We start from the raw sequence: 22,626 nt of genomic DNA on the forward strand, positions 1-22,626 counted from the left end.
CACTCAATCATTGAGATACTTGATCAGTGAGTCACTTCGCCATTTCGCCTACTGCTGGGGATGCTCATGAGAACCACACCACGCGGGGCACGGTGGCTCGTACCCCTCGTTCTGCTGTTCGTCTGGCTGGGGATCGGCGGAGCGCTCGGGCCCTTTGCAGGCAAGTTGGGCGATGTCGCGACCAACGACCAGGCCGCGTTCCTGCCGCAGAGCGCCGAATCCACCAAGGTGCTCAAGGCGCGTAAGGCGTTCGACCAGTCCGAGACACTGCCGGCCATCGTGGTCTGGACAACGGACGGGCAGCGGATCACCGAAGCCCAGCAGAAAGCTGCAACCCGTGCCGTGGCCGGACTTGCAGGAAACGCAGGTGTCGTCGGCAGTCCGTCGCCGGCCTTGATTTCCGGTGATGCCGAGGCCATGCAGGCCGTCGTGCAGCTGAAACCGGACCTCGGCGACGATCTGTCGACGGTCCTGGACCAGGTGGCTCACGCGGCGAAGCGTGTACCGGGCGCTACGGCGCAGATCGCCGGCCCTGCAGCGAGTCAGGCCGACCTGTCGCACGCGTTCTCGGGCATCGACGGGCTGCTGCTGGGCGTGGCCCTGGGGGCCGTGCTGTTGATTCTGCTGCTCGTCTACCGGAGCGTACTGCTGCCGTTCATGATCATCCTCGGTGCCGTCTTCGCTCTAGGTCTCGCCTGTGCGATCGTCTACGCGCTGGCGGCCCGCGACGTGGTCCGGGTCGACGGCCAAGTGCAGGGCATCCTTTCCATCCTGGTGATCGGCGCGGCAACGGACTACGCCCTGCTGCTGGCCGCCCGCTTCCGCGAGGAACTTGCCGTGCATGGCGATCGGGCCGCGGCTGCGGCCGAAGCCGTGCGCAGGTCCTTCGGCGCGATCACTGCGAGCGCGGGCACCGTCGCGCTCGGATTGTTGGCCCTGCTCGCGAGCGATCTCACGAACAACCGTGCTCTAGGACCTGTGGGCGCGATCGGCATCGTCTGCGCCGTGCTTTCCACGGTCACCTTTCTGCCCGCCGTGCTGGCCCTGCTGGGGCGCGCCGCGTACTGGCCCTCCCTGCCGAAAGCCGCGGACGCGACTGTGGAAGGTCACAGCGTGTGGCGCCGTGTCGCCGCGACGGTGAACCGCCGACCGCGACGGGTCTGGCTGCTCACCGCGCTGGTGCTGGCCGTGTTCGCAGCGCTCTCCCCCTCTCTGTCTGCACGGGGCGTGCCGCTCGACGAGATCTTCGTGCACGACGCGCCGTCCGTGTCCGCTCAGGAATCGCTCGGCAAGCACTTCGCGGGCGGCTCCGGAAATCCGGCCGTCATCATCACTGACGCCGACCGTGCCGGGCAGGTGGCCGCCGCGGCGAGGAGCGCCGAGGGCGTGGCCTCGGTCGGCGCCGTCTCCGCCTCGGGGCGACCTGGAGCAGGCGAGCCGCTGGTCGTCGACGGGCGGGTGCGCATCGACGTCACCTTGAACGCCGCTGCGGACAGCGACGCCGCCAAGAAAACCGTGGAGCGGTTGCGCGGGAACGTGCACGCGGTCCCAGGAGCCGACGCGCTGGTTGGCGGCTATACGGCACAGCAATATGACGCCCAGCAGACGGCGGCCGAGGACCGCATCCTGATCATTCCGATCGTGCTCGGCATCATTCTGCTGATTCTCGTGCTGCTGCTGCGCTCCGTGCTCGTGCCCGTCCTGCTGGTAGCGACCGTCGCACTCAACTTCCTGGCGACGCTCGGCGTGTCGACGCTGGTCTTCGAGCACCTCCTCGGGTTCAGCGGTACGGACGCGTCGGTGCCGCTGTACGGGTTCGTCTTCCTGGTGGCGCTCGGTGTCGACTACAACATCTTCCTGATGTCCCGGGTGCGGGAGGAGGCGCTCGTGCACGGACCACGGCAGGGTGTGCTGCGCGGGCTGACCACTACCGGCGGAGTGATCACGTCCGCGGGTGTCGTGCTCGCCGCGACATTCGCCGCTCTGATGGTCATCCCATTGGCATTTCTCGTGCAGATCGCCTTCATCGTGGCCTTCGGTGTGCTGCTCGACACTCTCGTGGTCCGCTCGCTCCTGGTGCCGGCACTAATGATCGACATAGGTCCCCGAGCCTGGTGGCCGAGTTCCCTGTCCCGGACGAAGGCCGAGGCAAGCGGCCTGGATGCCACTGCCACGCCGAGACCCGTGGCGTGACGTAGGTCGGCATTCGATGCCGCTCCGAATGATGAGTTCGTGCCGCCGGTCGGCCTTCGGCGCCGCTCCGATGACGAGTTCCTACTGCGCGTCGAAGGCGGGCGTCGACTCGTTCACCCGCGTGCTGCGGGCGGAGGCCGCCCGTCGACGCGTGGGTGCCGGGATCGCCCATATCAACTGGACGGACACGGACATGATCCGCGACGCAGACCGGTTCGGGTGCCGCGTGAGCTTGGCGGACGCATGCCGCCGCCGACGCGCAGGGGTACCTCGTGGCGCATGTGGCCGACCGCTCGGTCATTGCCGTGCAACGACGACGTCCGTCCGTGTACGTGTCCTGGCGGATGAGCGTGGCACAACTGGTGCGGGCAGCCATGCCGCGGTGGTCACGATGCTGTCCCGGCGCGAGCTGCCGAGGCTCGCCGCCACGGAGCGGTTCGAGGCCACCGGGCTGCTCGACGCCGGCGGCCCCGGCCGACCAGGCAGGCTCCCGCGACAGGAGCAACCCGAAGTCCGCGCCGGGAGCAAGGGCTGCTCGAGCCCGCGCCGGAACGTGCTGTGCATCCGTGCGCGCCGGTCCGCCCGAAGTAGTTGCGTGGTCGGTTCGGGCCACAGCCCGCGTCTCCTGGTGGGAGAAGCGCATGAACGGTATGGCAGAGGACGGGACGCAACGAGGTCCGGAAGGGCTGCGTTGCCTGGTCACCGGAGCGTCCGGATACATCGGCGGACGTCTGGTGCCGGAACTGCTGGGGGCCGGTCACCGCGTCCGGTGTCTGGCACGTACCCCCAGCAAGCTGCGTGACCACCCCTGGGCCGGGGAGGCCGAAGCCGTGCGCGGGGACGTGACGGATGCCGAGTCGATGGCCGTCGCACTGCGCGGCATCGATGTCGCGTACTACCTTGTGCACGCGCTCGGAACCGGCTCGGGTTTCGAGGAAACCGACCGCCGCGCAGCGCGGCTTTTCGCCGAGCAGGCGCACGCCGCCGGCGTACGGCGGATCGTTTACCTGGGCGGGCTCACTCCGCGAGGCGTGCCCGAGCAGTCCCTTTCTCCGCACCTGCGTTCCAGGGCGGAAGTGGGGCGTATTTTCCTGGACTCGCCTGTGCCTGCCTCGGTGTTGCGGGCCGCGGTCGTCATCGGTTCGGGATCGGCGTCGTTTGAGATGCTGCGGTATCTGACCGAACGTCTCCCCGTCATGGTCACCCCCAGCTGGGTGCACACCCGCACGCAGCCCATCGGGGTGCGAGACGTGCTGCGCTACCTCGTCGGCTCGGCAAGCATGCCGGACGGCGTCAACCGGACATTCGACATCGGCGGGCCAGACGTTCTCACGTACCAGGAGATGATGCGCCGCTACGCCGCCGTCGCCGCACTGCCGCGGCGGATCATCGTACCGGTGCCGGTCCTCACTCCCCGATTGTCCAGCCACTGGGTCGGGCTGGTGACTCCTGTCCCGGCCTCCATCGCCCGGCCGCTCACCGAGTCGCTGCGCCACGAGGTTGTCTGCCACGAACATGACATCGCCCGGTACGTTCCCGACCTTCCCGGACGGCCGTTGCCGTTCGACGAGGCACTTGCCCTGGCGGTACGGCGGGTGCGGGAGGCCCAGGTCGCCACACGCTGGTCCTCGGCGGCCCTGCCAGGTGCACCGAGCGATCCCTTGCCCACGGACCCCGACTGGGCGGGCGGCAGCCTGTACAGAGACGAGCGTCATCTGCCTGTCGAGGCCTCTCCTCAGGCCCTGTGGAAGGTGATCGAGGGTATCGGCGGCGACAACGGCTGGTACTCCTTCCCTCTGGCCTGGGCGGTCCGTGGCTGGTTGGACCGGTTCGTCGGCGGGGTTGGCCTGCGCCGTGGACGACGCGACGCCGAACACCTGCGGGCCGGCGACTCGCTGGACTTCTGGCGGGTCGAGGAGATCGAGCCCGGACGGCTGCTGCGACTGCGCGCGGAGATGCGGCTACCGGGCCCGGCCTGGCTGGAGATGTACGTCGAGACGGACGACGGGGGGCACACGCGTTACCGACAACGCGCTTTCTTCCATCCTCACGGGCTGCTCGGCCACGCCTACTGGTGGTCCGTCTCCCCCTTCCACGCCGTCGTCTTCGGGGGCATGGCCCGCAACATCGCCCACGCCGCAGGCAAGGGCACCCGGACCGTCGTGTAGCCCGCCGACTGCATCCGACACGCCGGGGGCGGCGAAGAGTTCGGCAGTAGCGGACAGAGCCTCGCATCACGGCATCAGGAGTGGCGATCCGACTGTCGCGGTCGTCCTGTTCACCTCGGGCCTGCGTCTGCGCGACCAGCCGCCGCTGCACGCCGCATTGCGAGCGGCGGACGAGGTGGTTCCGTTGTTTGTGCGCGATTCCGGGGTGCACGCGGTCGGCTTCGACGCGGCCGATCGGCAGGCCTTCCTCACCGCCCGGCTGGTGCGTTCCGTGCCCCGGGTCACCGTGGGTCCCGCGCGAGGCTTCATGATGCCGATGAGCGGCTTCGCCACGTGGGGGAACGAGCACGGCGGCACCCGGCTGCGCCGGACAGGCAGACGCCGCCGGACGGTCGATTCCGCGGACTGCCGCCCCTGAAGCGGGGCCGGGACCCGGCCGCAGTCACGGACTGGTCCCACCGCTGCGTGACTGGATACGGCTGGGTCATGACCCCCATGTCATCGGCATGGCCCAGTACGCCGACGGCGGCCGGACGACAACGAAGCACTACACGTCGGGCGACGCCTGCGTGAATCGTATGAGCGACTCGTGCGGACCGTGCCGCTGCCGGACCGGCGACCGGACGGGTGTGCATGCCCGCCCCTGCACGGCCGGCTACTGGGCGCTTCTCGACCACCGCCGCGGCCGGCTGCGCCACAACGACCGCACCGCCCGGCCCATGTATCGGCTCGACCGGATCGGTGACCTGGACGAGGCGCTTCGACGGGAACGCGCACGGGGTGACGCGCCGCCATGACCGCGCTGCCGATGGCCCGGTGGGGTGACCGCTCCCGGATCCCACGCACACACGGGCATGGATCAGTGCATCCGGCCCAGGACCCTCGACAGAAGTGCCGGTGTGCAGTCGACCAAGAGTGAGAAGGGGGTGTCCATGCTGGGACTGCGGCCCGCTGTTGCCGAACCGGCCGGGTCGGCCGACGATCCGCTCACCCGCGACGTCGTACGTGCCGTCGAGGTGGAGCTCGGGCGGATCCTCGACGAAATTCTGTGCCGGGCCCATGAGACGGATCCCGTCTTCGCACGGGAGGTGGCCGAGCGCGTATCGGCGTTTGTCCGGCGCGGCGGGAAGCGGCTGCGTACGGCTTTCGTGTGGTGCGGGTGGCGGGCAGCGGGCGGTGCGGGTGGCATCGCGGCGGTCGTGAGCACGGGAGCGGCCCTGGAACTGGTCCAGGCGTGCGCACTGATACACGATGACGTGATGGACGGGTCGTCGTTGCGCCGGGGCGCACCGGCGATGCACGTGGAATTCGCGCGCATGCATCTGGCAGCGCAGATGAACGGTCCATCCAGAGCTTTCGCGTCCTCGACCGCGGTACTCGCCGGCGATCTCGCGCTGGCCTGGGCGGACGACCTGCTGACCGAAGCGGCACTCGGCTCGCCGTACGGTATCCGGCTGCACCGGGAGTGGCAGTCGATGCGCACCGAGATGGTCGCCGGTCAGTACCGGGATCTCCGGGCGCAGGCCACCGGATCGGCCGGACTCGAGGAGGCGTTGGCCATCGCCACACTCAAGAGCGCCCTGTACACCATCGAGCGCCCACTCGCTCTGGGAGCGGCCCTGAGCGGGGCCGACGCCTCGCTCACGAAGACGCTGCGCTCCGCCGGACGGTGTGCCGGTCTTGCCTTCCAGCTTCGCGACGATCTGCTCGGCGCTTTCGGCGACCCGGACCTGACCGGCAAGCCCGCCGACGACGACCTGCGGACGCGCAAGCTCACCTACCTGCTCGCCGTGGGCCGCGGTCTCGCCGACGCCTCCGGTGACGAGGCAGCAGCGGACACGCTCAAGCCGGGCACGGCCCCGCTGTCGGACGACGCCGTACGGCGTATGCGGACGGTGCTGGAGCGGACCGGCGCGCGGGCCGTTGTGGAAGCGAAGATCGGCGAATTGGCAGCGGCGAGCCTGCGGCATTTCGACCGGGCAGGTGCGGAGCCCCTCGTGGGACGGGAGTTCGCCGCGCTGGTCGAACGCGTATCGGGCCCGACGTCGAAGTGCTCCGGGGGGCCGGTGTGAGGACCGTACCGGGGCCGACGGATCACGTCGTCGTGGTGGGTGCGGGGCTGTCAGGTCTGGCCGGCGCTCTGCATCTGCTGGGTGCAGGACGCAGGGTGACGGTGATCGAACGCGACGCCGGCCCCGGCGGCCGGGCCGGCCGCGTTCGCCTCGGAGGCTATGAGGTGGACACGGGGCCCACTGTGCTGACCATGCCGCATCTGGCGGACGAGGCATTCGCCGCCGTGGGCGACAGCTTGGACCGTCACATCGAATTGACGGCCCTGCACCCCGCCTACCGGGCGTGCTTCGCGGACGGCAGCTCACTCGATGTCCACACCGACGGAGAGGCGATGGAGGACGAGGTCAGGCGGTTCGCCGGACCGGGCGAGGCAGCCGGATACCGAGAACTGCGGGACTGGTTGAGGCGGTTGTACCGGGCGCAGATGCGACGCTTCATCGACACGAACTTCGACTCCCCGTTCCAGCTCCTGCACCCGGACCTGGCCCGCCTCGCGGCCCTGGGCGGCTTCGGGCGACTGGACCGGCGTATCGGCCGCTTCCTAGCCGACCCCCGTCTGCGCCGGGTCTTCTCCTTCCAGGCCTTGTACGCGGGAGTCGCGCCGGCCAGGGCCCTCGCGGCCTACGCGGTCATCGCCTATATGGACACCGTCGCCGGCGTCTGGTTCCCCAAGGGCGGGATGCACGCACTGCCCCTCGGGATGGCCCGTGCGGCGGCCGACGCGGGTGCCGACTTCCGCTGGTCGAGCGAGGTCACGGCGCTGGAACGCTCGGCGGGCCGGGTCAGTGCCGTACGGCTGGCCTCGGGCGAGCGAATTGCGTGCGACGTGGTGGTGCTTACCTGTGAGCTGCCTGCCGCGCACCAGCTACTGGGGCGCATTCCACGGCGCCCGGTACGTCTACGTCACTCACCGTCAGCCGTCGTCCTGCACGCCGGAACCGACCGCACTTGGCCTGGCCTCGCGCATCACACACTTTCCTTCGGCGCGGCGTGGGAACGCACCTTTCACGAACTGACCTGCTCGGGGCGGCTGATGAGCGACCCGTCGCTGCTGATCACCCGGCCTACGACACATGATCCCGGCCTGGCACCATCCGGCAGACACCTCCACTACGTCCTGGCTCCCTGCCCGAACACGGAGGTGGGCCCCTCCGCCACGGACTGGAGAGACCTGGGCCCCCGCTACCGTGACAGTCTCGTCGCCGAGCTGGAGCGGCGCGGTCTGGACGGTTTCGCGGACAGCGTCAAGGAGGAACTGTTGGTGACGCCACTGGACTGGGCGTCACAGGGACATGCGGCCGGCAGCCCCTTCTCGGTCTCCCACACCTTCGCCCAGACCGGTCCCTTCCGGCCGCACAACCTGGTGAGGCACCTGGAGAACGTCGTACTGGCGGGTTGCGGCACGACCCCCGGAGTCGGAGTGCCGACGGTACTCATCAGCGGCAAGCTCGCTGCCGCACGCGTCACGGGCGGCGCCCGAGGACCGCGCATCCCGCACGTCCGTCCTGCATCGCGCGTGGCACGTGCCGCCCCCACCGTAAAAGGCGGCCATGACCCATCGTGAACTGGACGCCGCCGGGATCACCGACCCGGCTCTACGCGCCGACTACACCCGGTGCCGGAAGCTCAACGCCCGCCACGGCAAGACGTACTTCCTGGCCACCCGTCTCCTTCCCGTGGAACACCGGTCCGCGGTGCACGCCCTGTACGGCTTCGCCCGCTGGGCCGACGACATCGTGGACGACCTGGACCGGACACGGAGTCCGGCGGAGCGTGACCGTCTGCTGCGGTGCCTGGAGAGCGACCTGGAGCGCGGACTGCTTTCAGGCCGCGGAGCCGAACCCGTCGTCCGGGCCGTCGCCGACACAGCCGCGCGCTATGGCATCGGACACTCGCTCTTCGCCGATTTCCTGGTCTCGATGCGCAATGACCTGCACGTCACCGATTATCCGACCTATCGCGATCTACAGGCCTACATGCACGGCTCGGCAGCGGTCATCGGCCTGCAGATGCTGCCGGTGCTCGGCACAGTCGTACCCCGTGAGGAGGCAGCGCCGCATGCGGTGGCCCTCGGAGTGGCGTTCCAGCTGACCAACTTTCTGCGGGACGTGGGCGAGGACTTGGACCGGGGCCGTGTGTATCTGCCGGCCGACCTGCTCGCAGCCCACGGCGTGGACCGGCCGCTGCTGCAGTGGAGCCGTCGTACGGGCCGCCGTGATCCGCGGATCCGAGCTGCGCTCGTCACCGCGGAGGCCATGACGAGAAGGGTGTACCGGCTGGCGGAGCCGGGCATCGCCATGCTCGATCCGCGAACACGGCCCTGCATTCACGCCGCGTTCACTCTCTACAGCGGCATCCTCGACGCGATCGCGGATAAGGACTACGCGGTGCTGCATCGCCGCGCGGTGGTGCCACGCGGGCGCCGGGCGGCCACGGCCGCTGCCGGAGTGGTACGCATCGCACATGCGCGGTGGCGCGCCCGCGTCACACACCGGGCGCCCTCCACCAACGGCGCCACGGTTCCGATGGAAGGACCTGTGCAGTGAGCGGACGAGTGAACCGGGCCCACTGGGTGTCTCCGTTGCGGCGTCGCCGGCCCTCGGGCTGGGCGACACAGAAGCCGACTTGGCGTGAGGCACGTCCGGCGCTGATCTCCGACGTGCTCAAGCGGGCTTCGGCCCGTCCGTCCGGCAACTGGTTCGTCGTCGGTGCTTCCCGGGACGTGCGCTGCGGTGGCCGTCCCCACGGCAGGACGGTGGGCGGTGTAGAGGCTGTCGTGTGGCGGTCGGAGAGCGGTGAGCTGCACGCGGGGCCGGGCGTCTGCCCGCATCTCGGTGCGCCGCTGCGCGACAGCCGGGTGGTGTGCGGCGCGCTGGTGTGTCACTGGCACGGTCTGGCCCTGGACGGCAATTCGTTCGCGGGCTGGGACCCGTACCCGGTCCATGACGACGGCGTGCTCGTGTGGCTGCGGCTCGACACGGTCGGCGGTGAGGAGCCGTCCGAGCGTCCCGTGGTACCGGTACGGCCCGCGGCGGGCAGCGGGGTGGATGCCGTGTTCACGTCGGTCGGACGGTGCGAACCGGAGGATGTGATTGCCAACCGTCTCGACCCTTGGCACGGTTCGTGGCTCCACCCTTACGCGTTCTTGGACCTGACAGTGACTCGGCCGCCACTCGGTGACGAGGACGACGCCTTCGTCGTGGACGTCTCCTTCCGGGTGACCGACCGCCTGGTGGTTCCGGTCCGGGCGGAGTTCACCGCGCCCGGACCACGCACGGTCGTCATGCGCATCACGGAAGGTGAGGGCTCTACGTCCGTGGTGGAAACGCACGCGACACCACTGACCGGCGAGAGCGACGCAGCACCGAGGACAGCGGTGATCGAAGCGATCGTCGCGGCCTCGGACCGGAGGGGATTCGCGCTGGCTCGCGCAGCCGCACCCGCCCTGCGCCCGTTGATGCGCCGGACGGCCGCCCGGCTCTGGCGCGACGACCTCGCCTACGCCGAACGTCGCTGGGCACTGCGCCGCGCAGGCCGCTTCCCCGGATGAACCCGCCACGGCAGGAGGACCGACGTGTGCGGCGGGGTTCCCGCGGCCCGGCTGCCAGGGCGTACAGCCGGACCGCACCACGGCGGGCGTAGGCCGATCAGGCTGGTGCCCATGCCGCCAGAGCCCGCAACACGGGTGAACGCCCGGCCCTGGGCACCGTCCAGAGCATCTGCCCTCGAACTCCCCATTGAGCGAGGAGAACCCCAGCGGCAAGGAACCCGGTGGTGGCCGCCCGTTCCATGAGGGCGACGGGCAGCCCGCAGCGGATCGCGTCGCCTGCGAGCGTCACTCGGTGGTGGGGGGTCAGCACCGGGGGCCGCCGCCGGTACGAGCCGACAGGGAAGTGCGGGCAGTCGGAGCGCCACTCGTGCCGGGCGTCCACGATCCGTGCGTCCCGGGTCTCGGGAAAGACCCGGTGCAAGCTGTCGAGCAGGCGGTTCTGCACCGTCTGCGGTGCGGCATCGGCGGCGACGGCGTAAGCATGCAGTTCCACCACCGAGCCGCCGGTCCGGGCGGCCCAACGGGCGGCCTCCCCCTCGTAGTGACTCAGGACACTGATGTTGTCGAGACCGTCGTAGCCGCTGGTGCCGAGGAATCCGGGGCGGTCTGTGTGAACCGGGCGGTCCAGCCAGAACCGGGAGACGAGGAAGGGCGGGGCGGTCCGCAACGCGGCAATATCGTGCCGCCACGCGGGATCACCCAGCCCGGGCGACGACGCGACAAGACCGCGCAGGGCTCCGGGGTCGAGGGCGAGCACCGCCCCGTCGTAGAGGTGTTCGCCGGTGTCGGTCAGCACCCGTACTCCCCCCTCGTCATGCGGGTGCACGCCGCGCGCGGGCGTGCCGGTGCGCACGGTCGTCCCGAGGCGCTGGAGGTAGTCGCCGAGCGGCTCCCACAGGGCCTGCGGAAAGGGCTCGGCGGGCACGTCGAAGAGCAGGCCCTCCGCGGAGCCGAGGAAGTAGATGTGGAACATCAGCAGGAGTTCCGCGGCGGACAGTTCACGCGGGTCGGCGAAGAAGCTGCGTGAGAACACCTCGAACGCCAGATGGTGCGCCGCTTGCGGAAATCGGACACGTTCCAGGAATTCGGTCGCGCTGACCGTGTCGAACCGGTCGTAGACCTCGGGCACCCGGACGTCGAGGAGTGGAAGCGCCGCCTTGGCGTCCATGGCGGCAAGGTCGCGCCAGCCGAAGGTCGGGCTCCGGGCGACGAATCCGAGCGCGCTGAAGGGCGGTGTCCGGGGAACGCGGGCGAAACCGTCGGTCAGTCCGCTGCTGTGTCTGAGGGGATAGTCGGGCAGAGGCCTCAGGCGGTCGAGTCCGGGGTCGGTCCGCCGCAGCAGGCCACGCAGGTTGTAGTACTGCCGGAAGAAGGCGTGAAAGCCGCGGCTCATGGTGGCCTCGGAACCGTCGGCCAGGCGGACGCGCTTACCTGCGAGTCGGCCGCCGAGTACTTCGTCGCGTTCGTAGAGGGTGACGCGGGCGCCTCGCTCGGCCAGCAGGGTGGCCGCGGCGAGACCGGCGATGCCGCCGCCGACCACCGCGACAGCGGGAGCGTCCTCGCGCGCGAAACGCTCCCGGCCCGGAGCGGGCACCCATCGCTCGGCCTTGCGGTCCCGGCCTCGCCGGGCGGCCCGGTCGCGGGCGTTCACAGGACGCCTCCGGCCGCCGCGGGGGTGAAGCCAGGGGTTCGGGCGAGGAAGGTGTGCACGATGCCGGTCTGCCATCCGGCGACCGGGATGACGCGGACGTCGGCGAACCCCGCACTGTTGAGACGGGTGATGAACGCGTGCGCGGTGTCGAAGTCGAGGACGCTGCGCCACAGGTGACGGTAGAGGGCCTGATCGCCGCTCAGTGTGCCGGCCGGGATGATGACGCCGCGGCACACCGCCGTCCACAGGGCGCGGTACGCCGGCGAGCCTGCGAGGCTGTACTCGTGCACGGCGAGGCGTCCCCCCGGCCGCAACAGGCGGGTGCGGACGGTTTCGAGGACTGCGTCGGGGTCGGTGACGTTGCGGAACAGGTAGGCGGCGAACACGGCGTCGAAGGGGCCTGCCTGCGCCGCCGCCACTTCCTCCGCAGCCAGGTGGAGAAAGCGCACCCGGGCCGGCCACGGTTTGGCCCGCGCACGGCGCAGCATCCCGGACGAGGCGTCCACCGCGGTGATCCTGGCACGAGGCGCGGTCCGCAGCAGGGCCCGGGTGGAGGCGCCGGTTCCGCAACCGAGGTCGAGGACGTGCAGTCCGGCTCCGTCACCGGGCAGCCGGAGGCGGCGCGCCGAGCGGAGGAGGTCGGTGCGGTAGCCGGGGTTGAAGGCGGTGAGCCGGTCGTAGGTGCCCGAGGCGTGGTCGAAGGCGCGTGCCAGGTCGTGGTCGCGCAGCAGTGTCATCGCTTGTTGCCTCCCATGCGTGGGACGGGGTGGAAACGGCGGGGCAGGAAGGGGAGTTCGATGGCGGACCGCATCATGGGGCCGATCGGGGTGCGCAGGCCGATGCCCCACTCCTCCCAGGGTGAGGTGTCGCCGTCGAGGAACCTCAACAGGCGCTCCGGTGGGACTCGGCGGAAGAGGCCGGTGAAGAAGTCGGGGCCGTCAATGCGCCCGGTGTCCAGGGCTCGCAGCAGCACCGCGTCCATGGCGCGTGCCCGTCCCCCGTGCGGTGGCGGCACGACGACGTGGCCGTCGTGGAGGCCTGCGGCAATTGCCCGGCTCTGTCGTTGGATGGCGGCGAAGGTGTAGCCGGTGGCCGGGCGGGTGGCACCGCCTGCGGCTCCGATCCGGAAGACGGCGGGCCCGATCCGGTGGGCGAAGCGGGCATCCGTCATCGGGATGACACCCTGCTCCGTCGACTCCACGGTGAACGCACCGAGTTTCAGAATGTCGCGGCTGTAGTTGGTCAGGGCCGCGTCGTACACCGCTGTGTGCAACGGGGTCCGGGAGAACTCCGTGTACTCGACGAGCGCCCGGTCCGGCGCCAGCGGCAGGGTGTAGCCGAAGGCGAGCCCGTGCCGCGGCTGCGGAACGCGGAAGTCCATGAGTTCGGCGACCGCCGGGTCGAACCGTTTTGTGTCCGTGCGCACGAACCAGCCGCGGAAGTGCTGCACCAGTTGTGTCCGTGCTGGTGGCAGGGTGTGCCGGGGGCGCGAGTCGAAGACGTGGCGGGCACCCAGTGTGAGCGTCCGGCCGTCGGGGGTCGTACATCGGGCTTCCGCACCGCCGGCCGTGTTGCGCACGATGTCCGCCGTGGCGCGCAGGATACGTCCACCGGGTGAACGGGCCACCCGGGCGTGCACCAGCCGTTCGAATGCCGTGGACCGGAGCATGCGGTAGCTCAGCGGGGCGGGGTCCACGGTCAGCTCGTCGCCGTCGGTGCCATGGATCCGCAGCAGCGGCCATGAGGTGTGAACCGCCTCGTCGAAGCCGCCCGTGCCCCGCTCCCAGTAGCACCAGGTCCGTTCCGGCGGGCGCCGCGGTCCGTCCGGCGGCTCCACGAGAATGAAGGTGACGGCGCCGCTCTCCGCCAGACAGTGGGCGAGACTGAGGCCCGCCGCTCCGCCACCGACGATGACCACATCGGACCTGCCGACCGTATGTCCGGGCACGGTCACCGGGCCCGCCCTTCGACGGTGGGTGTTCCATGAGGGTCGGTGCGCAGCAGCCCGGCGTCCGTCTCCAGTGCGTCCGCGACGGTTCCAGCGACCTGGCGCGGGTCGCCCCCGGGAGGCATGGGTGCGGCCGTGCCTGCGACGGCTCGGCCCGCGAAACCGGTTTCCAGGGGTACCGGGCAGATGTCGAGCACTCGAGCACCGGTGCTCCGTTTCTCGCGGCGCACTGCACGGAGCCAGGCGCTCGACGCCGCCTCGGACGCGCTGTGGTCCGCTGCCTCGGACGCGCTGTGGTCGGCCGGGTTCCGCCGGGGCCGCCCTGCCACCAAGGCCGTGACAGCGGCGATCACCGATCCGGGTGCAAGGGCCCCGGGCGCGGTACGGAGTAACTCGGCGGGGGCGAGGGCGTTGACCGTCAACGAATGTTTCATGCCCTGCTCACCTCCCTCGTCCGCGGTGCCGGACGCCAGCACCCCGGAAGCGACGACGACTGCGTCCGGGCCATCAAGGACAGCCGAGGCATCGTGTGCCGTGCGGGCGCGGGAGTCAGGGACATACGCGTCGCGGGTGAGGACGGGCGCGCGAGGACAGTCCCGTGCGGCTCTCCGCGGCCGGCCGGCGTCGCGCCCTGCGAGTGCCGGACGCGCGTCCCCGGCCACCAGTCCGGCGAGGAACGCACCGCCGAGGGTGTCGGTGGCACCGGCCACCGGGACACGAGCATCGCTGATCTTCACGTCTTACTCCGGGCTGAGGGGTTCACAGGTCTTCTCCGTCAGCATCTCTTCGCAGTATCGGTGGCCTGTGGATGCGATCGACGCGGCGTCGCAGAGTCACCCTCGTGCCAGGTCGGCGAGTACCTCCCGTGCGGCGCGCGTGCCCGACGCCAGCGCGCCCTGCACCGATCCTGTCGCCCGGTGGTCCCCGCACACGTACCTGCCCGTACCGAACCGGGTCGTGCGGCTGAGCTGCCAGGGCGGCAGCATCGCGGGCAACGCCCCTTTGACAGTGCGTGCGGCGAGCTGCGTCCAGTCGCTCGTGTCCCGTCCGTAGAACTCGGCGAGGCGCCCGCGCACCGCTGCGGCCGCACCAGGCAGGTCGGCCCCCAGAACGGACGTGGAGACCAGAGCGGTGCCCGGCGGTGCGTAGGTGGGCGCCACCTCGGAAAGTACGCAGGTGTTCAGCACCACTCCGGCGCTGTCCACCATCAGCGTCGGTTCGGCCAACGGCGCGGTGCCGGTCGCGTGGTAGTAGGTGGTGACCGTGCGTCCTTCCGGCACTGGCAGCCCTGGCAGCAGACGGGCTGCCGCGGCGGCGTCCGTCGCAACCACAACGCTCGCGGCCGGTACCTCTCGGCCGTCAGTCAGGAGAACGCCTGCAGTGGTCACCTCGGCGACAGTTGTCTCCAGCCGCAGCACTCCTTCGGGCAGGGCGGCGGCCAGCTGTGCGGGCACAGCTGGCCGATACCGTCGGCGGGAAGGCAGAGAGTCCCTCTGATCATGCTTCGCCACACCAGATGGAAGAAGCGGGCGGAGGTCTCCAGCCGGTCCTCCAGGAACACCCCGGACAGGAACGGCCGCAGGACTCGCTCGACCAGGTCGTCCGACAGTCCTGCCGCGGCCAGTGCCGCCGAGGTCGGGCGATCCTTGCGCCGTTTCAGCCAGACCGCGGGCAGCAGGACGTCCTGTGCGGTGAGTGCCGCCAGCGCGGCCAGATCGCCCACCCCGACGGCGCGCGCGGCCTGCAGCACGCCTGTCCCGGTCGGGTGCCGGGTGGGATCGCTCAAGCGCATCGGCCCTCGCGACGTGTGCGCGATGACGCCTGGCGTGAAGGGCCGCAGGCGAAGCCGTCGAAGGTCGAGTCGGCGTTTCGCCTGGGGGTAGGAGGTGTTGAACACCTGGAAACCGCGGTCCAGCAGATATCCCTCGTGCCGGTCCGTTCTCATCCGTCCGCCCGGCCCGTCTCCTGCCTCCAGCAGAACCACCCGTCGGCCCGCACAGCACAGGTCGAGGGCGCAGGCGAGACCGGCGAGACCCGCACCGACGACCACGATTTCCGAGCCTTCTCGACAACTGGTGCGCATGCCTCTCTCCTTTTCATCACGCAGCGGATCGTCTGTCCGTGAGCTTCCTTCCTGTGGGCCACTGCCCGAGTACGGCTGTGCGCGGCCCGCGGCGCCGAGCACGTGGCGGGACGCCTCGGGCCTCACCCGTCGAGTCCACGGCCGTGTCGCACAGGAGACGGCGGCCTGCCATTCCGACCGGTTCACAGAACGCGTATCACGTCACCACAACCGATTCCAGGACAGCGACCGCGTCCGCCAGCGCCGACGGTCGCCGCAGACCGGAGATGGCCCGGCCGGCCCAGCCCGGGCCCAGCATCAGCACCACCGGCTTCCTTCGGGCGCCCCTCACACCCCACTCCATCGCAGCCACATGCTGGGCGAGTGGCCAACTGGCGGTGGTGCGGGACTGTGCCCACAGCGCCACCGCCGCCGGGCCGGTTCTGCGCACCGCCGCGACGAGTGACTCGGCCGGCAAGGCGCCACCGAACATGCGTACCGGCAGTTCGCGTTCGGTCAGGGCGGCGGTCAGGACTTCGAGGGGCAGCGTGTGGTACTCGCCGGGCATGCAGGCGAGGACCGTCGTGGCTCCGGTGCTTTCAGGAGGTACGGGGGGTGCGCTGCGTCGCAGTGCACCGGAGATGTGCCAGGAGAGGAAGTGCTCGACCTCGACATATCTCTCGCCCGAGCTCTCCCATTTGCGACCGACCGCCTGGAGCGTCGGCACGATGATCTCTGTCCAGGCGTTGACCAGGCCATGCTCGGCAATCGCGGTCAGCAACAGCCGGTCCAGCGTGGCCGCGTCGAGCCGCAGTGCGGCACGAGCCACCCCTTTGCACTCCCGGCGCGCGTCACCGAGCCTGAGACCGCTGCCGGCCCGGCTGTGACCAGGGACCGGCGACCGTGACGGGGCGCGGGAGGCCGGAAGCACCGCCGATGAAGTGCCGCTGAGCGCGAGGCGTGCGGCCTCGGCGGGCGGCAGGCCGGTCGCGGTCAGCGAGCACATCCGTTCGAGCCGCGCCAGGTCCGCGGTGGTCCAGCGTCGGTGCCGGCCGCTGGTGTGCGTGTCGGGACCGAGCCCGTAGCGGCGGTCCCATGAACGGACCGTGGTGGGCGCAACCCCGAGACGCCTGGCCACCTCGCCCGTGGTCAGCCCGCCGTCCGTGCGCGGGTCCCGGCCGTCGCCGTCGTCCTTCACATCCATATTTCCCACCGTACGACGCACAAACGACGCGTGTTGCTTGCATCGTTTGTGCGTCCAACCATGGATGTTGTGCGGCCGGTCGTCGCGGCCTCCAGGTACCGGCGCGATTCGGCCGACGTCTTTCCGTTCCCGCAGATGATGCACGGCAAGAGGAACCTGGCCATGACGACGAAAACGCGATCTGCCGCGGCTCTCACGCCACCGGTGGAGACGACGCGGAACGAAGAGGAGCTGGCCCGTGGCCTTCATGCCTCGGACGAGGCGGCGTTCGCGGCGATCTATCGGCGATGGGGGGCCCTGGTCCACACCATGGCGAACCGCTCACTCGGTGACACGCAAGAGGCGGAGGACGTCACACAGCAGGTGTTCATCGGCGCGTGGCGCGGCCGCGAGGGGTTCCGACCGGAGCGTGGCGCGCTCGGCGCCTGGCTGGTCGGAATCACCCGCCGTAAGATCGTCGACGCGCTCGCGGCCCGGACAAGGCGTCTGGCTCTGGTCGACTCCGTATCTCTTCTCGTCGATGTCTCCCGGCCCGGCGAGTCGGCAACCGATGCGGTTCTGGAGCAGGTGCTGCTGGTGGACGGGTTGTCGCAACTGCCCCGCCGCCAGCAGGAAGTGCTGTGCATGGCCTTCTACGAGGATCTGACCCAGGTCCAGATCGCCGAACGGACCGGCATGCCTCTGGGCACCGTGAAGAGCCACTCCCGCCGTGGGCTGCACACGCTGCGCCTGGCGATCGAGCGGTCCCGTGCCAATGATGCAGACGCGTAGGCACACCGGAGAAAGGGCGTCGCCCGCGCATTCGGGGCGGCTCCTGCCACTGACGGACAGGCTTCGTCGGCCCCGCGTCCAGGAGGCGCTCCGGTCACCGGGTCGGCTGCCGGCCGGCTCCGTCCAGTCGTCCGGACGGCTGCTCGGCCCCTCGCGGCTTCTGCTGTCGGGGGCACTCCCACGTGCCCGCTGTTCGCCGGGCGGCAGCGAGACCTGCCGTATCCGGACTCCCGTATGGCCTGTCCGCTGGAGCTCAGTGCTCGCTCACCGCGTAACCTGGGGCCATGGCTGATGACTCGAACCTGACTCCCGACGGTGCCTTCAATCTGCTGATGGACGGCAACCGGCGGTTCGTCGCCGGCACCCCGGAGCATCCCAATCAGGACGCGGCCCGGCGTGCGGCACTGACCTCGGTGCAGCAGCCCTTCGCGGTGCTCTTCGGCTGCTCCGACTCCCGCCTCGCCGCCGAGATCATCTTCGACCGCGGCCTGGGAGACCTGTTCGTGGTGCGCACGGCCGGACATGTGGCGGGGCCCGAGGTTCTCGGCAGCATCGAATACGGCGTGGGCCTGCTGAACTGCCCGCTGGTGATCGTCCTCGGTCACGACGCGTGCGGTGCGGTGGCCGCCACCCGCAGCGCCGTCGAGGACGGAGTGACTGCGGACGGGTACGTACGCGATGTCATCGAGCGCGTCACGCCGAGCGTGCTTGCCGCCCGCGCCGCCGGTCTCACCGACAACGGTGAGATCATCGCGGCACACACCCGCAACACCGTGGACCTGCTCCTCGAACGCTCCAGGGTGCTGGCGGAACAGGTTTCGGCCGGAAACACTGCGGTAGTGGGCCTCACTTACAGCCTGGCGGACGGCAGCGCCCATCTCGTCGCGTCCCACGGCCTGCGCCGCACGGAACCCGCAGGTCTCTAGGCATTCTGTTCAGGTCCGTTCGCGGTCCCTGGTGAGTTCGGCGCCCGGTCCAGCCTGCCAGGGACCACGTGCGGGGGCGTGGCCGGTGATCGGCACCACGCTCCCAGGCAGATCGGCCGCGACCTGGACCCTGGCCTGCCTTGACGCACCGCTTCGAAGCGTCCGGTTCAGGGCTCCGGCGGCATGCCGGCAGGCGCGGACGGCAGTGGACTCGACCGACTCAGTCGGCCGAGTCCCCCGGCCGCGTGGGCCATTGCCCGGGTGGCCCGCAGCATCCGTTCTCACGGACGAGGGGCTGACCGATGTCGAAGACGGTCCTCTTCGCCGGTGCACCCCACGGGTGGCATCGAGTACGACGCAAGTACCCCTGCCGCAGCCGATGGCCGCACAACAGGCCCCTGCGGGCCCCTGCCCAACGATGATGTGTTGATGGCTTGAGCTCGCCAAGGTTGCTTGACGGCCGTCAGGGTCGGATCCCTCTCGTGGTCTCACTCCCCAGGCAGCTGAGCGCCTGCATGGCCTCTCGCTCTATCCGTGAAAGATCGCCGAGGATCGAGCCGGCCTGGACGAGGCACTGCACATTGCCCGATTCGCCAGCTTTCTTGATCAGTGCTGCCGCTTCCGTCCACAGACCGGCTGCCTCGGTGTACAGCGTGTGGCCGGTGCGCAGATGGCTGCTGTCGAGCAGATCGGTGCATTCGGCGAGGAAGTCGCGGTAGAGATTACGGAACAGGGCACCTCCGGTGCCGGCCTTCTCCATCAAGCGGGCGGCCTGCGGCAGGTCCCGCTGCGGGGCATCGGTGCGCTGGAGCCATGTACGCACCAGTTTGCCTGCCTTCTCCACGCCCCGGTGACCGAGGTTGGCAATGGGCGGGTTGAGGAAGGCGTCGGCGCAGGCCGTGATGGCGGGAATGATCTGGCCCTGCGGGGAGGGCGGGTTCCTAGGAACGGTGAGCGTGAAGGAGCGGTGCTTGGCGGTCATCGGGCCACGCGCGCCCCTGGCCTGGGCGAGGCCCGCCAGGCTGGTGGATACCGCTCCGCCTTGTTGGTCGGTGTCCACCAGGTAGGCGTTGTGGTCGTCGTAGCCGTACATGGCTACGACGTGGCCACCGAAGTGGACCTTAGAACTGAAGTAGTCCAGGTAGTAGCTGTCGAGCTGCAGCCCGACCGGGCGGCCGGCGTCGATGGAGGCCACCACGTTGCCCCATGCCTTGCGCGGGGAGGTGGTCTCCTGAACCAGGAGCTCCAGCCCGAGTCCGGTGGCCAGGTTTCTGGTGAGGTCAAAGGGCTTGACCCGTCCCCCGAGGAAGGGGAAGCCCATGTTCTTGCCGTCCCAGTAGATGAAGGACAGACCAGAGCCGAGGCCGAACAGCATGGGCTCGGACAGATGCAGTCCTTGGTGCCGCAACAACACCCCCAGCGCTGTCGTCTCGCAGTGCTGCATACCGCGGGCATCGATGTCTATTACCTGGGTCATGTCGTGCTCTCCTGGACGGGGATGATCAGTCGGGTCATCAGTTCTTCATGCGGCGCCTCTGCCGGTCCGACGAGATACGCCTCGCGTACGGGTGCCCGCGGGCGCAGTCCACGCTCGTGGATGGCGGCGAAGAGCGCGTGGTAGGCCAAGGGCAGTTGCTCGTAGGGCCCGATGTGCATGGTCTCGGCAACGAGTCCGCCGGTCAGCACCTCGAATTCCAGGCCAGGCAGGCCTTCTCCCTGCGGGACCTGTGCTCCGACGGTGATCTCCATTCGCTCTTTCAGATCCAGCGGGTACAGCCCCCACAGCGGCGGCTCCCACGCGATTCCCGCCATACCGAGCAAGGGCAGCAGTCGGCCTACGCACTCCTCGACCACGCCTCCGATACCCGCAGGGGTGCAGACGGCACGCACCACTGCCAGCCGTCGCTCCGGCTCTCTGTTCAACGTCACCTCATGGCCGGGCAGACCGGCTTCCGCCAGCCGTTCCAGGAGCCCCAGCCGGGCCCGGTCCTTGCTGATCCGCTCGGCCAGCCGGTCCCGCTCCGCGCGCAGGACCTGTGCCCTGTGCTCGGGCTCGGCAGCCAGCGCCTGGGCGATCACGGCCAAGGGAAGGTCCATCTCGCGGAGCAGGGCGATGGTCAGGGCATCACGCGCCTGGTCGGGCGCGTAATAGCGGTAGCCCGAGCCGACGTCCACGCGGACCGGAGCCAACAGTCCTATTTCGCCGTAGTGCCGTAGCTGCTTGACGCTGAGGCGGCACAGACGGGCGAAGCGCCCGATGGTGAGAAGTTCGTCTTGCATACCCATCATGCTGGACCCTCCCACGATGGGAGAGTCCAGCGCCGCCTCGACAGTCTCAAGGACGCCCTGTGCGCCAACGTCATCGATTCGGACGTACGGGCCATACGGCGGGCACAGCCCCCGGGCAGCGAGGCGGCGCAGGGACCCATCCGGACACGGCGTGGTGGTCGGGGCCGAACTCCGCGTCGCGGTACGCGGCTCAACTCAGTAGGCGCGGGGAACCACAGAGATGGAACGTCACGTGATGACCACGCCATGATGCGCATCGGATCGGGTGTGGGTGTGAAGAAGTCGCGCCGAAGCCAGAATCCTGGCAAACCGTCACCACTCGGGCCGAGGGGCAGGCCGACGACCCGCATGCGCTACAGTTGATCTTGGAAGTTCGCCGCAACTCGTGGCGACTGACAATGCGTTGGTGGTCCAAAGAAAGACGCCCCACTTCCCGTGGGGAAATGCAGGTGCAAGACCTGCCCAGCGCTCACCCGCGAAGCCCTTCTCTCCATCAGGGAAGGGCTTCGTCATGTCCTCCTGATGCGACGATCTACAGCTCAGCGCGGCCGACGCGCCATGCAGCGAGTACGCCCTGGCTGCTCGGCCGATTCGGGCCCTGGCACCCGCCGCACGACCTGGTGGCCCAAGGCCTCTCCCAGCTCCCCCACCTCGCTCCGGGGGGCACCTCATGACCGGCTCTCTTGCCGGCGTCCCCAATACGCCGGTCGTCGTCCTTACCGACGACGGCGCCCCCTCTTTCCCACGCGCCGCACAGGTCCTGACCCGCCGCACGGACCCGCAGATGTTCAGGATCGAGGACATCCACAACACCACAAGACTCCACGCCCTCCGGGAGGCGCTCACCAAGGCCGGCGGCGTTCACAGCGGTGGCCGTCTCATCTCCGGACGGCGACCGAGCCGGAGGTCCCTGGAGCCGTGGGGCATGAGGGTTGTTCCGCGACTGGGCCATGCGATGTCGTCGACGGCGAGGAACGGCTCGCCGGCAACGGTCGCGGGGGTCGCCCCGGTGAACGCCATGACGTCCCGATGGAGGTGCGACTGGTCGGCATAGCCGGTGTCGGCCGCGACTCGGGCCGCGCGTTCACCAGCGACCAGGCGGTGGGCGGCATGATCGAAGCGGACCAGTTTCGCGGCCCGCTTGGGCGGCAGGCCGAGCTGCGAACGGAAACGGGACCACAGCCGTTTGCGGCTCCACCCGACCTCGGCCGCCAGTCCGTCGACCCGGGTCAGGCCATGGCTCACGACGATCTGACGCCAGGCCCAGGCCACCTCCGGGTCCACCGGCGGCCTCGCCTCATGCCGACGGGCGAGCAGCGCGTCCGTCAGCAAGAAGCGATCCTGCCACGACGAGACCTCGCCGAGTTGCTCGCACATCCGTGACGCTTCCCGGCCCCACAAGTCACCCAGCGGCACGACGGCGCCGTCGAGGTCGGCGGGGGAGGCGCCCAGAATCGCGTGTGCGATCACCGGGGACAGGCGCACCTGCACGCACTCGACGTTCACTCCCCACGCCCGGGCCGCGCCCGCGGACCCGAGTCCGGGCCCGGCGACCATACTTCCCCTCTGCTGCCCTGCGGCACAGTCAAGAACCGGCGAACCCGCGCCGAACTCCAGGAGCAGCGTCACAGCCGGGTGCGGGACTATCCGAAGCTCTTCCAGGTCACGGACACGGAACCCGGCCATGGTGACACCGGCCACCCGGCTGGGCAGCTCCGGACGCTCGACGCCCCACATAGCCGCACCGCGCTCGAAAGCCCGCATGCTCCCATGCTGCCATGCTGCGTGAGC

General features: G+C 69.9%; 17 protein-coding genes and 3 pseudogenes. 11 read left to right on the top strand and 9 right to left on the bottom strand.

All coding sequences use genetic code 11. The features are described from left to right. The first annotated feature begins 66 nt into the window (after positions 1-66). The 9 genes and pseudogenes from AB0D53_RS38595 to AB0D53_RS38635 all read left to right on the top strand — a co-directional run bounded on the left by AB0D53_RS38595 (position 67) and on the right by AB0D53_RS38635 (position 9,984). The gene (locus tag AB0D53_RS38595; protein ID WP_362454039.1) at positions 67-2,193 is read left to right on the top strand and encodes an MMPL family transporter; all 2,127 of its coding nucleotides are present in this window, start codon (positions 67-69) and stop codon (positions 2,191-2,193) included. Between the two features lie 70 nt (positions 2,194-2,263). Next, positions 2,264-2,995, top strand: coding sequence for a hypothetical protein (locus AB0D53_RS38600; protein ID WP_362454040.1), 732 nt, complete (start codon positions 2,264-2,266; stop codon positions 2,993-2,995). Then, a complete protein-coding gene (locus tag AB0D53_RS38605; protein WP_362454064.1) occupies positions 2,889-4,361 on the top strand; it encodes an SDR family oxidoreductase in 1,473 nt (490 codons plus the stop codon). Before AB0D53_RS38600 ends, AB0D53_RS38605 begins: the two co-directional genes overlap by 107 nt. A 73-nt stretch (positions 4,362-4,434) precedes the next feature. Beyond that, a pseudogene (locus tag AB0D53_RS38610) lies at positions 4,435-4,611 on the top strand (deoxyribodipyrimidine photo-lyase); the annotation flags it as partial. 164 nt (positions 4,612-4,775) lie between these two features. After that, positions 4,776-5,158: pseudogene (locus tag AB0D53_RS38615) on the top strand (cryptochrome/photolyase family protein); the annotation flags it as partial. A 135-nt stretch (positions 5,159-5,293) separates the two neighbouring features. After that, complete coding sequence (locus tag AB0D53_RS38620; RefSeq protein WP_362454041.1) at positions 5,294-6,433, top strand: polyprenyl synthetase family protein; 1,140 nt, start codon at positions 5,294-5,296, stop codon at positions 6,431-6,433. Then, a complete protein-coding gene (gene crtI, locus AB0D53_RS38625) occupies positions 6,430-7,998 on the top strand; it encodes a phytoene desaturase family protein (RefSeq protein ID WP_362454042.1) in 1,569 nt (522 codons plus the stop codon). Before AB0D53_RS38620 ends, crtI begins: the two co-directional genes overlap by 4 nt. Continuing rightward, positions 7,985-8,980, top strand: coding sequence for a phytoene/squalene synthase family protein (locus AB0D53_RS38630; RefSeq protein WP_362454043.1), 996 nt, complete (start codon positions 7,985-7,987; stop codon positions 8,978-8,980). The genes crtI and AB0D53_RS38630 overlap by 14 nt, the downstream gene beginning before the upstream one ends. Further along, a complete protein-coding gene (locus AB0D53_RS38635) occupies positions 8,977-9,984 on the top strand; it encodes a DUF5914 domain-containing protein (protein ID WP_362454044.1) in 1,008 nt (335 codons plus the stop codon). The genes AB0D53_RS38630 and AB0D53_RS38635 overlap by 4 nt, the downstream gene beginning before the upstream one ends. A 97-nt stretch (positions 9,985-10,081) precedes the next feature. Here the strand turns inward: AB0D53_RS38635 and AB0D53_RS38640 are convergent, their stop codons facing one another. From AB0D53_RS38640 to AB0D53_RS38665, 6 genes and pseudogenes are all read right to left on the bottom strand, one after another. Further along, complete coding sequence (locus tag AB0D53_RS38640; protein WP_362454045.1) at positions 10,082-11,635, bottom strand: FAD-dependent oxidoreductase; 1,554 nt, start codon at positions 11,633-11,635, stop codon at positions 10,082-10,084. Next, complete coding sequence (locus tag AB0D53_RS38645; protein WP_362454046.1) at positions 11,632-12,372, bottom strand: class I SAM-dependent methyltransferase; 741 nt, start codon at positions 12,370-12,372, stop codon at positions 11,632-11,634. Before AB0D53_RS38645 ends, AB0D53_RS38640 begins: the two co-directional genes overlap by 4 nt. Next, complete coding sequence (locus tag AB0D53_RS38650) at positions 12,369-13,583, bottom strand: lycopene cyclase family protein (protein WP_362454065.1); 1,215 nt, start codon at positions 13,581-13,583, stop codon at positions 12,369-12,371. The genes AB0D53_RS38645 and AB0D53_RS38650 overlap by 4 nt, the downstream gene beginning before the upstream one ends. Before the next feature lie 2 nt (positions 13,584-13,585). Further along, positions 13,586-14,017: a hypothetical protein gene (locus tag AB0D53_RS38655; protein WP_362454047.1), complete on the bottom strand. Its 432-nt coding sequence runs from the start codon at positions 14,015-14,017 to the stop codon at positions 13,586-13,588. 399 nt (positions 14,018-14,416) lie between these two features. Beyond that, a pseudogene (locus AB0D53_RS38660) lies at positions 14,417-15,666 on the bottom strand (NAD(P)/FAD-dependent oxidoreductase). Positions 15,667-15,862: 196 nt separating this feature from the next. Next, positions 15,863-16,849 (bottom strand): MerR family transcriptional regulator, encoded by a 987-nt coding sequence (locus AB0D53_RS38665; RefSeq protein WP_362454048.1) that lies wholly within the window; start codon positions 16,847-16,849, stop codon positions 15,863-15,865. Positions 16,850-17,011: 162 nt separating this feature from the next. Here AB0D53_RS38665 and AB0D53_RS38670 point away from each other — a divergent pair, with 162 nt between their 5' ends. Beyond that, positions 17,012-17,620, top strand: coding sequence for a sigma-70 family RNA polymerase sigma factor (locus tag AB0D53_RS38670; RefSeq protein WP_362454066.1), 609 nt, complete (start codon positions 17,012-17,014; stop codon positions 17,618-17,620). A 284-nt stretch (positions 17,621-17,904) separates the two neighbouring features. Beyond that, a complete protein-coding gene (locus tag AB0D53_RS38675) occupies positions 17,905-18,546 on the top strand; it encodes a carbonic anhydrase (protein ID WP_362454049.1) in 642 nt (213 codons plus the stop codon). 463 nt (positions 18,547-19,009) lie between these two features. On the opposite strand, the gene AB0D53_RS38680 is transcribed toward AB0D53_RS38675, so the two are convergent. From AB0D53_RS38680 to AB0D53_RS38690, 3 genes are all read right to left on the bottom strand, one after another. Further along, positions 19,010-20,023, bottom strand: a complete 1,014-nt coding sequence (locus AB0D53_RS38680; RefSeq protein WP_362454050.1) for a BtrH N-terminal domain-containing protein — start codon at positions 20,021-20,023, stop codon at positions 19,010-19,012. Next, positions 20,020-20,826, bottom strand: a complete 807-nt coding sequence (locus AB0D53_RS38685; RefSeq protein ID WP_362454051.1) for a MerR family transcriptional regulator — start codon at positions 20,824-20,826, stop codon at positions 20,020-20,022. The genes AB0D53_RS38680 and AB0D53_RS38685 overlap by 4 nt, the downstream gene beginning before the upstream one ends. An 870-nt stretch (positions 20,827-21,696) precedes the next feature. Then, the gene (locus AB0D53_RS38690; RefSeq protein ID WP_362454067.1) at positions 21,697-22,572 is read right to left on the bottom strand and encodes a helix-turn-helix domain-containing protein; all 876 of its coding nucleotides are present in this window, start codon (positions 22,570-22,572) and stop codon (positions 21,697-21,699) included. Positions 22,573-22,626 lie beyond the last annotated feature (54 nt).

Origin of the sequence: Streptomyces sp. NPDC048295 (genome assembly GCF_040652135.1) — a bacterium.
Taxonomy (GTDB): domain Bacteria; phylum Actinomycetota; class Actinomycetes; order Streptomycetales; family Streptomycetaceae; genus Streptomyces.